This is a genomic window from Collinsella sp. (assembly GCF_052346665.1).
In the GTDB taxonomy this organism is placed as follows: domain Bacteria; phylum Actinomycetota; class Coriobacteriia; order Coriobacteriales; family Coriobacteriaceae; genus Collinsella.
Genome location: NZ_DAWDUX010000027.1, coordinates 7,255 through 18,027, shown reverse-complemented (window position 1 = coordinate 18,027; position 10,773 = coordinate 7,255). Strand labels below are relative to the sequence as shown.

Sequence of the window (10,773 nt, the reverse complement as noted above, 5' to 3'; positions counted from 1 at the left end):
GCTTGGTGGCCTCGGCGACGATCGCCGCGGGATTGGAGTAGTTGAGGACCCAGGCCTCAGGCGAGTACTTGCGGATGTCCTTGATGATGTCGCACACAGCCGGGATGGAACGCATGCCGTAGGCGAAGCCGCCGGCTCCGCAGGTCTCCTGGCCGATGCAACCGTGCTTGAGGGCGATGTGCTCATCGGAGGCGCGCATCTTCAGGCGGCCAGCGCGGATCTGCATGAAGGCGAAATCGATGCCGGTGAAGGCGGTCTCGGGATCGGTGGTGTCCACGACCTCGCACTCAGGATAGTACTCGCTCATCAGGATGCGACCGTACTCGCCAATCTTAGCGTTACGCTCGTACTCGTTATCGTACAGGACGACCTTGGACAGCGGGAAGCGGTCCTTCTCGGCGACCAGCATCTTGAGGATGCCGGGGGTGTAACGGGAACCGCCGCCGACGATGGTGACGACAAACTGCTCTTTGCTCATGATCTTTCCTCTCCTTGTAAGTTCTGGCCTATGCCTTGGGGCAGGGGCGCAATGGCCCGCGCCCCTGTATCACGCGTCCGTTCGGATTCGAACGCGCGCCCCATGATTACCGTGGGTGGATCGCCGGGTGCGGGCGCAGAGGCCAGCGTACCCGGCCGGAGACTCGGCGATCGGGACTACTCGTCCTTGATCCCGAGGGCGGCCTTTACGGCCTCGGTCACGTCCTGGACCTTCAGACCGATAACAATCTGAATGTTGTTCGGGCCGCCGTGGACGATGCCAGAGTTCTTGTACTCGTTGATCTTGTCCTCGTCGACGAGGGACATGTCCTCGACGTCGACGCGCAGACGGGTGAAGCAATTCATGACGCTCTTGATGTTCGCCGCACCGCCGAGGCCATCGATGATGACCTGAACACTCTCAGGGGAGATGCCCGAGGCGAGGGCTGCGCTGGAAGAGCCATCGGCCTCGTCTAGAAGCTCGTCATCGTCCTCGCGACCCGGGGTAACCAGGTTGAGCTTGAGAATGAGGAAACGGAAGGCGAGAAACCAGGCGACAATCGCCACGGCGCCGACGGGGATCACCATGAACCACTGGGACAGCTCAGCGGGAAGGGCGATGAGGCCGGGAACGGTCTCGATGAAGCCCGTGAGAAGCGCGCGGAAGCCCGAAGCGAACAGGATGCACTGGAACAGGCCATCGAGGGCGGCGTTGACCACGAACAGGATCGGAGACGCCCAGAGGTACATGAACTCGAAGGGCTCGGTGATGCCCGCGAGGATGGCGACGAGCGCCGCGGGAACGAGCATAGCACGCACCTGGGCACGATGCTGGGGCTTGGCAACCGAGATGAAGGCGAGGACCGTACCGACGGTGCCGAACCACTTGCCGAAGCCGAGGAGGCTGAAGCGGATGGACGGGTCCATAGCGGTAATTGCGGAGGCGTTGCCGAGCTCGGCCATGAAGATGTTGTAGGAGCCCGCGTAGGCCTCACCGGCTATCTGCGCGGTGCCGCCCACGGCGGAGTACATGAAGGGCATCCACAGCAGGTGATGCATGCCGGTGGGAATCAGGAGCTTGTTCAGGAAGCCGTAGACGAACTGGCCGGCGTATCCGGTACCGTACATGAAATCCTGCAGGCCGTTGATCCAGCCGTTGACAACCGGCCACACGTAGCACATCACGACGCCGAGGACGCCGGCGATGAAGATAGCGATGAGGAAGACGAACTTGGTGCCACCGTAGGTGCTGAAGACTTCCGGGAACTTGGTGTCGCAGAACTTGTTGAACACCCAGCCGTTGAGGCAGCCGAGGATGATGCCGATGAAGACGCCCATGTCGACGACCTGGATACCCAGGACGACGCCCTGACCGGTGCCATACAGGCCGCCGGCGGGATCGATGAGCATGTTGTTGTTGGTGAGCCAGGCGTTGTTAGCATACAGGAAGACCAAGAAGGTCGAGGCGGCGATGACCGCCGCGTCGCCGGCGCGTTTCTTGGCGAGAGCGCAGGTGAGGCCGATGCAGAAGATCAGGCCGAGGTTGCCGACCACGCCGGAGTTGACACAGGTGTAGATGAGCTGGCCGAGCATAACCACAGGCGCGGGCATGCCCTCCATCTTGAGGATAACGCTCACCGCCAGCAAGATACCGGCGACCGCGAGGAACATGACGGGCTTGATGATGGCGCCGGAGAAGCGCTTCATCGCACCTTGAATGTCGAGGTTCATCCCATTCCCTCCCGAAATCTATATGGGAACTGACCATATGCGAAGAGGCGATTCTTCGCGTGCTGCAGCTGGTTGCAGGATACGGGAGATTACGAAATACCAAGGGGCTTTAAGGAATGGCGTGTACGGTTCCACAGAAATGGAAATCTTGTCCAACAAGATTGCCACTCACCGAAGTTTTTCCGCCGTTCGCGCCCTTGCGCTAGACGAAGGCGCGAACGATATTACTCGGCAGGCGCAAACTGACTGCTGTAGAGCTCGGCGTAGAAACCTCCGGCGACGAGCAGTTCGTCGTGCGTGCCACGTTCCACGATGTGGCCATCGCGCATCACGAGAATGCAATCGGCGTTGCGGATGGTGCTCAGGCGATGCGCCACCACGAAGCTCGTACGCTCCTGCATAAGCTCGTCGAATGCCGCCTGGACCTGCATTTCGGTTCGGGTGTCGATGCTGCTGGTGGCTTCATCGAGCAAGAGGATGGCGGGGTCGGAGAGCATGACGCGCGCGATGCAGAGCAGCTGGCGCTGACCTTGCGATAGCGACCCGCCGTTCTCGGGCAGCACCGTGTCGTAGCCGTCGGGCAGAGCTCGAATGAACGCATCGGCGCGGGCGCGGCGTGCGGCCTCCTCCACCTGCTCGCGTGTGGCGTCCGGCCGACCGTACGAAATATTGTCGCGTACGGTACCCTCGAACAACCAGCTCTCCTGCAACACCATGCCGAACATGCGCCGCAGGTCCGCCCTGGAATACGAGGCAATGGGCCTATCGTCAACGAGAATCTCGCCCGAATCGGTATCGTAAAAACGCAGCAACAGATTGATGAGCGTTGTCTTGCCACAACCCGTGGGGCCCACAAGTGCCATACGCATACCCGGGCGCGCGTGCAGGCAGATGTCCTGGAGTAGCGGGTGGTCGGGCTCATAGGAGAAGTCGACGTGATCAAAGACAACGTCGCCCTTGGGGCCACCCTGAAGGCTGGCCCCAAGGTCGGCAGCCAAATCGTCGTGCAAAACGACAGAGTTGCGCGCGGAATCCATCGCTGCCCCGTCGTTCGAATCAAGGTCGAATGGCTTCTCCCCCATGTCATCCTCGGGAGCATCGAGCAGGGCGAATACCCGGCGTGCCGAAGCAAAAGCGCCTTGAATCTGAGTAACGACACCCGAAATCTCATTGAACGGTTTGGTGTACTGATTCGCGTACGACAGGAAAACCTGCACGTCGCCAACGGTGAGCACCGCAGGGAAACCAGTCACCACACCCACAAAGCCCACAACCACCACAACGGCATACATGCAATTGTTGACAAAGCGCGTCCCCGGATTGGCAAGCGAGCTGAGAAACTGAGCGCGCTCACCCGCCGCGCAAAGCTTACGGTTAATGGAGGAAAAGCCCTCCTGCGCGCGCTCGCCATACGCAAAGGCGCTCACCAAGCGCTGCGCCCCCACATACTCCTCGACATATGCCGAGAGCTCGCCTTGAATGCTCATTTGGGCGGTAAAGCTCTTCCCCGCAAACCGCGCCATGGCACCCGCCGCGAGCACAGAAAACGGCGTGACGAGCACAACGACAATCGCCATGGGGGCCGAGGTCGCGAGCATGAAGGCGAGGGTGGCGACAACCGTCACCACGCCGTTGAACAGCTGTGTCAAACCTTGCAGCAGACCGTCGCCCACCTGATCCACATCGTTCACCACACGCGAGATATAGTCACCGTGGGGATGGCGGTCGATGAGCGAGAGAGGCATGCGCGTGAGTTTGTCATACGCCTCGATGCGCAGATCGCACACGGTGGTGTAAGAGAGCCGATTCACGCACACACCCTGCACCCACTGCAACGCAGCTGCGGCGAGAACGGTTGCCGCAAGCCTCGCGAGCAGCGGCACAAGCGCCGCCATGTCCACCCTTCCCGCACTCACAATCAGGTCGATCGCACGCCCGATCAATATGGGCACGAAAAGCTGCAGCACGACGGAAAGCGCAGAGCACACGAACGATGCCACGAACAGCAGGATATGCGGACGTACGTAGGCGAAGATGCGGCGAGCGACTTGAGCCGTCCCCATCGGCTTTTGCGCACGGTCGGAATTACCGCCACCGCGGGAATCGCGAAAATCATTCAGGTTGTCATTTCCCGATACGGTCGCCGTGATGGTGGAGGCTCCGGCCGTGGAGGCATACGGATTAGGCATGTGCGCCCCCCTCCTCCGCCGCCGATGCAGCGGCATCCGAGTACAACTGGGACTCAGCGATCTCGCGATACACCTCGCACGTCGCCATAAGCTCTTCATGCGTGCCCACACCGACCGCACGGCCATGGCACATCACGCAGATGAGGTCGGCGCCGCGCACCGAAGACACCCGCTGGCTCACCACCACCGTGGTCACGCTTGAATCAGCACCACTGAGCATGCGAATCGCCCTGCGAAGCGCGGCATCGGTCTTAAAGTCGAGAGCCGAGGCCGAATCGTCCATGATGAGCAGCGGTGGCGCGCCAACAAGCGCACGAGCAATGGTCAAGCGCTGGCGCTGACCGCCCGAGAAGTTCTTTCCCCCCGCCTCGACAGGCGCATCCAAGCCCTTGGGAAGAGCGCGCGCAAAGTCCTCCGCCTGAGCGGTCTTAAGAGCCCTCCACAGATCAGCGTCTGAGGCGAGCGGGTCGCGCCACAGAAGATTCGACCGAATGGTGCCACTCACCAGCTCGACCTTTTGGGGAACGAAACCGAATGCGCGGCGCAGCTCCCCAAGCGGCCACGCGCGAACATCGCGGCCGAACACCTCAACAGAACCCCGCGCAACATCGTACAGACGTGGAAAAAGGCTCACCAGCGTCGACTTGCCGGAGCCCGTACCGCCGATCACGCCGAGCGTGCCGCCGCGCGGAACCTCGAACGTCACGTCGTGCACCGCGTCCTCCGCACTGCCCGGATAGACAAAAGAGACGCCGGAAAGTCTGATCGCCGGGACGCTCGGATCAAAGCCTCCGGAGAGCACATCGCTCGTCGTGCCGGTAGGGCTCGCCGTGCCAATGGGGGCCGTCTCGCAAGCAGGGGCCGCCTCGCCAACAGCTCCCGCCGTGCACCCCGATCCGGTATCGTCCCCGCCAGCCCGCTCGGCGGCATCGCACATGCTCGGCTCACACGCGAGCACTTCCTCGATACGCCCGGCGCTCGCGCTCGCCTTGGTGAACACGACCACCAAATTCGCCACATAGACAATGGCAAGCAGCGTCTGCGTCATGTAGTTCACGAACGCCATGACCTGACCCTGCGTGAGCGCGCCCACGTTTACCTGGATGCCGCCGACCCATAGGATTGCACAGACAGCCAAGTTCATCACGAGAAATGTCGCCGGGTTGAGCACGTTGGACAGACGTCCAACGGCGATGGCGGTGTTCGCCTGGTCAACCGCGGTGTGGCAAAAGCGCTCTCGCTCGTAGTCCTCACGTACAAACGCGCGCATGACGCGCGCCCCCGACAGACCCTCGCGCGTAACCAGGCCAATCTGGTCGAGCTGCCGTTGCATGCGCTTGAAATACGGGATGCAACGCGCCATCACAAACCAAAAGATCGCCCCAATGAGAGGCGTTGAAATCAGGAAAATCAGGCCGAGCTTGGCATCGATGAGCAGGGCCGCCACCATGGAGCCAACTGCAAGAAGCGGAAAGCGTGTGAGTTGGCGAATCGCGAGCGCGATGGCGAGCTGGACCTGATTGATATCGTTGGTGATGCGCGTAATGAGGGACGGTGTGCCAAAACGGTCGAGCTCGACATACGAAAACGAGTTGATATGCGCGAACAGCGCGTCGCGCATGCTGGTACCGATCCCTTGGGAGGCACGGGCGGCCATTTTTTGGCAGATGAGCGTGGAGGCGAAGCCCGCCAGCGCCATACCCACGAGCAATGCCCCATAAGCGAGCAGTACACCGACATTGCGCTCGCCCACACCGCGGTCGATCATGAGAGCGACAACAAGGGGCGTAAGCAGGTCGAATATGACCTCGATGAGCTTGCTTGCCGGTCCAAGCGTCAGCTCTCGGCGAAAAGGGCGGCCAAACCGTTTGAGCAATCCAATCATGTAGATGACCCTCATGGACTCGTTGCGCAGACGAATTCGCAAAACACCGCCGCGCCTAGGTGCATCGGCACGTATTATACAGCCGGCCACGAAAGGCCGAGCGATGCATCAGATTGTTTACGAGCAGGTGCCCTGCGTGCGTCCCGGGACAATAGCGCGGCACGTCGCTCGCGCCTCATGGCAGCCGCGACGCCTCCCCTGCAACCACGTCCCAGGCAGCCGCGACACAAAAAACGCCCCGTGTGCTCGATGGGAACGGGTGCCCGTCAGAGGCTCCTTATGGCTGCTTCCTTCCGGACCTGACCAGGTTCGGAACATATCGTCACCCGAACCCATCGAACGCGCAAGGCGTGTCTTGTTATAGTAGCGGCTTTGAGCCCACTCGTCCAGAGCATCGCCCATGTGAGAAAACGTGAGTTTGAAATGAGCGCGTTTGTTTCAAACCTATGATAAATCACATTACCAGGCACCTTTTTGTGAGGAATCATGGGTTTGAAAGAGTGGCCTCGCTTCAAACCCATGATTCCTCACATTGCGGGTCGGTTCTTCGCGTTACGGTCGGTGCCCCGCAGTGCGACTCGCTTCCCGCATTGCAATCAGGCGAGCGAGGGTCTCGCCAGAGGCGATGAGATTGGAGCGGGTTTGCGCGGAGCTGAGGGCACGCTCCAGAGGCTGGGGACCAAGCTCGATGGGCAGGACCGCATCGATCCCCAGTGCATACACGCTTCCGAGGTCCTCGGCGCGCGAGCCGCACACCGCAAAGACGGGAACATCTTTGCAAACGTGCTTGGCGCGACGCGCCACCCCCGCCGGAACCTTACCTTCCGCCGTTTGAGCGTCAATTGATCCCTCGCCCGTGATCACCGCGATCGCGCCGGACACCTGGTTATCGAATTGTGCCAGATCGAGCAGCGCGTCCACCCCAGACGCGAGCTCCGCACCTAGGGCGAGGAGTGCGGCGCCCAAACCGCCCGCGGCGCCGGCTCCCGGCACACCCGCAAGCGACGTGGGGCGAGCGCCAGGGACGGCAACTTGCCAAGGTGTTCCATCAAGGGCATCGCGAGCGGCGGTGAGGCGCGCGCCATACGCTGACATATGGCGGTCGCACTCGCGAAGCATCTCGTCTCGCGCAATGTCATCGAGGCCCGTGCCCAGCCCCTTCTGCTGCCCGAACATGCGCACGGAGCCGCGCGGCCCCACAAGAGGGCACCCCACGTCCGAAAGGACCTTGATCCGTACGCCAGCCAGCGCCTCGCGAGCGGGCGCGAGATCGACGAAGGCAACGTCGCGCAGACCGGCGAGGCCCGGCCTCACCGGCTCGTCTGCTGCATCGAGAATCCGTGCGCCGAGGGCCTGCAGCATGCCCGCACCGCCGTCCGTCGTGGCACTGCCGCCAAGGCCGATATACAGCGTTTTCGCGCCCGCAGCGACGGCGGCGAGCATGAGCTCGCCCACGCCGCGGGTTGTTGCCGCGAGGGCAGCCTCGTTCGTGCGCGGGGAACGGGAGATGCCGGCCGCGTGTGCCATCTCAATCACGGCGATGAGGCCCGCTTGTCCGCCGTCGAGCCCCACCCCATCAACGTCGACCAGGAGATATGGAGCCCAGTGAACCTCGCCGGCAAACGCCTCGGGCGTATCCGCGCTCCCGGCATCCGCAGACGCCCCGGCAACGAACGTCCCGGCAGTACGGGCGGTTCCAACGGGAGAGGTCACCTCGACCTCGCGGACCTCGCCGCCGAGCATCGCCCGAACGGCGTCCATCGTCCCTTCCCCTCCATCCGCAACGGGGATGGACATGACATCCAAACCGAGGTCGGCGGCAGACATCCCTTCAGCGAACCATGTCTCGACCTGCGCGCTCGTCGCCGATCCTTTGAACGAGTCGATGGCGAGTATCACGCGGCGTGAAGGCGCAGGCACCAGGGCGGGCGCGGAGGCACCTTGCGCGAGGGAACTCGCAGGGGAGCTGTCCGCGACGGCCATGGCACCCGTACCAACCGCCGCGCCCTTGCGCTTGGCCCTCAACCCTCGGAAAAACTCGCGCAACACGGCAGCGCACTCATCTCCAAGGACGCCCGCCCCGACTTCGAACGAGTGGTTGAGACGAGGATCCCGGCTCACGTCGTACAGCGTTCCAACCGCACCGCCCTTTGGATCGACGGCGCCGTACACGCAGCGGTCGATACGCGCGTTGACCATGAGGCCCGCGCACATGAGGCACGGCTCGAGCGTCACATACACCGTGCATCCGGTGAGGCGCCAGCGTCCCAGAGCACGCGATGCCTCCATCATGGCGGAAAACTCGGCGTGTGCCGAGGGATCCTCGTCGAGCTCACGGCGGTTATGGGCGCGGGCGATCACGCGGCCCTCATGCACCACTACGGCGCCGATGGGTACCTCGCCGAGTGCTGCTGCCGCCCGGGCTTCTGTCAGAGCCTCGCGCATGAAGCGCTCGTCGTCTGCAAACTGGCCTCGCATGCAATCACCCTCGTCCACCATATGAAAAAAGCGAGCCGGTTGGGCTCGCTCAACTCACAAAAACTGGCGGAGAGAGGGGGATTCGACGGACGCCCTTCGGCGTCCTCGCCTCGCTGCGGCGCTTCGCGCCTTGCGGGCTACGCTGGAAAACGTCTTCGCGTTTTCTCAGCTCCGCCCCCTCGCGGGTTCGAATATCTGCCAATCCACCTCAAAGCAAGTTTTTCGAACTCGCCCATCAAACAAAAACTGGCGGAGAGAGGGGGATTCGAACCCCCGGGACACTCGCGTGCCCAACGGTTTTCAAGACCGCCGCATTCAACCGCTCTGCCATCTCTCCACGCGCTGGGTAATCATACCATCGTTAGGACCTGAGTACGCGTGTCACCATGGCTTCGGCAACGGTAATCAACTCCACCTTGCCCTCTACGCTGTGTCCGCGCACCCACCACTTCTCAAATAGGCGCACGATTCCGCCGGCGGCGAACTCCGATGCAGACGCGAGCGTGATCACGTCCGCCTCGCTCTTCTGGAATTTGTCGCGGTACCGCTCTCGCAGCGTTTCCGCCACGCGATCGGCCATCATGAGAACCATCATGCCGCTCATTGAACTTTCGAAAATGTTGTCGATCATGCGCTCGTGATCGAGCATGAAATCGACGAGGGCGCGCAGGATCGCCAGGCCCTCCTCAGCATTCACTCCCCCATCCGCCTCGGCAGATCGCGAGCCGGCGGACTGCTCCTCTCCATACTTGGTGATCTCAATGCGCAGGCTATCGACAAAAAAGCTGAAGAATTCGGATTTATCGGCGAAATGCTTGTAGAAGGTCGTCCGGCGAATCATGGCCTCGTCGCAGAGCATGGCGATCGTCACATCCTCGTAGCGATGTGTCTCGAGCAATTTGGTGAACGCCACGAGCAACGAACGGTACGTTTTTTGAATACGCAGATCCATCTCGATCCCATTCCCAACAATACGCTCGTACGATATAACGCATTTGAGCGCACTAAGATAGATATCTTATAGGTGTCTCTTATCCTACCGCTTGATAGGAAATGTGCAAGCGGCAGGTGGCTCTTGACGAATTATCGGCAACAGGTGACCACGTGAGACCACGATCGGGCGGGCGCTGGGCGCGGCAGGTGCGCACCTTCGTCTGCGAGTCCCTTGTCATGCACATCGACCCGCGTGCATGGGTATACTGACCAGTACCACGAGCACGGCGCGAAAACGCCGCCGCAGAAACGGAGCACGCATGGATCTCACGCTCATCATCGTCATCATCGTCGTCGCCGCACTCGCCATGGGTATCGCCGGCATCTACAACAACCTGGTCACCCTGCGCAACCGCGTTGACAACGCGTGGCAGAACATCGATACGCAGCTGCAGCGCCGTAACGACCTCGTTCCCAACCTGGTCGAAACCGTCAAGGGCTATGCTGCACATGAGAAGGAGACCCTCGACGCCGTCACCGAGGCGCGCGCCGCCGCCGGGTCAGCCGCCACCCCCGAGGAGAAGATGGCTGCCGACAACGTTCTCACCGGTGCCCTGCGCCAGCTGCTCATGGTTGCCGAGGCCTACCCCGACCTCAAGGCGAACGCCAACTTCACCCAGCTCCAGACCTCCCTCGAGGACACCGAGAACAAGATCTCCTACGCTCGCCAGAGCTACAACGATTGCGTGCTGAATTACAACAACGGTATTCAGACCTTCCCCGGCAACATCTTCGCCGGCGTCTTCCAGTTCAAGCCGCGCACCGGCTTTGAAGCCGCGGAAGCGACGCGCGAGGTTCCGCAGGTCAAGTTCTAGCAGATACCTTCGAATCGATCGGACGCCCCGCGAGCACCACCGCTTGTGGGGCGTCCGCGTTTTAGGGCACTTGCCATGCCCCGCCACCACGCTTACAGAACAGTCATGACGCGTTCGAATGACGTGCACGCATACGCGTTAGAATCGCGATAGACCGGTAAACGCACCTGATAGAAAAGACTCCGCCTTGGTCACTTCACCGCAA

General features: G+C 61.8%; 7 protein-coding genes, 1 tRNA gene and 1 other RNA gene. 1 reads left to right on the top strand and 8 read right to left on the bottom strand.

The window, feature by feature from the left end:
• From ACT8II_RS06235 to ACT8II_RS06200, 8 genes are all read right to left on the bottom strand, one after another.
• The coding region (locus ACT8II_RS06235) for a family 4 glycosyl hydrolase (RefSeq protein WP_443813364.1) at positions 1-478 on the bottom strand (478 nt) is incomplete at its 3' end.
• 176 nt (positions 479-654) lie between these two features.
• Entirely contained in the window at positions 655-2,208 is a 1,554-nt protein-coding gene (locus ACT8II_RS06230; RefSeq protein ID WP_443813362.1) for a PTS transporter subunit EIIC, read from the bottom strand.
• Positions 2,209-2,432: 224 nt separating this feature from the next.
• Positions 2,433-4,397: an ABC transporter ATP-binding protein gene (locus ACT8II_RS06225; RefSeq protein WP_443813361.1), complete on the bottom strand. Its 1,965-nt coding sequence runs from the start codon at positions 4,395-4,397 to the stop codon at positions 2,433-2,435.
• Positions 4,390-6,282 (bottom strand): ABC transporter ATP-binding protein, encoded by a 1,893-nt coding sequence (locus ACT8II_RS06220; protein WP_443813372.1) that lies wholly within the window; start codon positions 6,280-6,282, stop codon positions 4,390-4,392. Before ACT8II_RS06220 ends, ACT8II_RS06225 begins: the two co-directional genes overlap by 8 nt.
• A 243-nt stretch (positions 6,283-6,525) precedes the next feature.
• Positions 6,526-6,621: signal recognition particle sRNA small type (gene ffs / locus ACT8II_RS06215), an RNA gene on the bottom strand.
• A 213-nt stretch (positions 6,622-6,834) separates the two neighbouring features.
• Entirely contained in the window at positions 6,835-8,760 is a 1,926-nt protein-coding gene (tadA, locus tag ACT8II_RS06210; RefSeq protein WP_118652649.1) for a tRNA adenosine(34) deaminase TadA, read from the bottom strand.
• Between the two features lie 247 nt (positions 8,761-9,007).
• Positions 9,008-9,097 (bottom strand) — tRNA-Ser (locus ACT8II_RS06205).
• 24 nt (positions 9,098-9,121) lie between these two features.
• Positions 9,122-9,712, bottom strand: a complete 591-nt coding sequence (locus ACT8II_RS06200) for a TetR/AcrR family transcriptional regulator (RefSeq protein WP_118652353.1) — start codon at positions 9,710-9,712, stop codon at positions 9,122-9,124.
• Between the two features lie 301 nt (positions 9,713-10,013).
• Here ACT8II_RS06200 and ACT8II_RS06195 point away from each other — a divergent pair, with 301 nt between their 5' ends.
• Positions 10,014-10,568, top strand: coding sequence for a LemA family protein (locus tag ACT8II_RS06195; RefSeq protein WP_302742351.1), 555 nt, complete (start codon positions 10,014-10,016; stop codon positions 10,566-10,568).
• The last annotated feature ends 205 nt before the right edge of the window (positions 10,569-10,773 follow it).

Bases quoted from the DNA above. Each gene is read 5' to 3' on its own strand.
- ACT8II_RS06230 (WP_443813362.1), bottom strand. From the start codon at position 2,208: ATGAACCTCGACATTCAAGGTGCGATGAAGCGCTTCTCCGGCGCCATC.
- ACT8II_RS06225 (WP_443813361.1), bottom strand. From the start codon at position 4,397: ATGCCTAATCCGTATGCCTCCACGGCCGGAGCCTCCACCATCACGGCG.
- ACT8II_RS06220 (WP_443813372.1), bottom strand. From the start codon at position 6,282: ATGATTGGATTGCTCAAACGGTTTGGCCGCCCTTTTCGCCGAGAGCTG.
- tadA (WP_118652649.1), bottom strand. From the start codon at position 8,760: ATGCGAGGCCAGTTTGCAGACGACGAGCGCTTCATGCGCGAGGCTCTG.
- ACT8II_RS06200 (WP_118652353.1), bottom strand. From the start codon at position 9,712: ATGGATCTGCGTATTCAAAAAACGTACCGTTCGTTGCTCGTGGCGTTC.
- ACT8II_RS06195 (WP_302742351.1), top strand. From the start codon at position 10,014: ATGGATCTCACGCTCATCATCGTCATCATCGTCGTCGCCGCACTCGCC.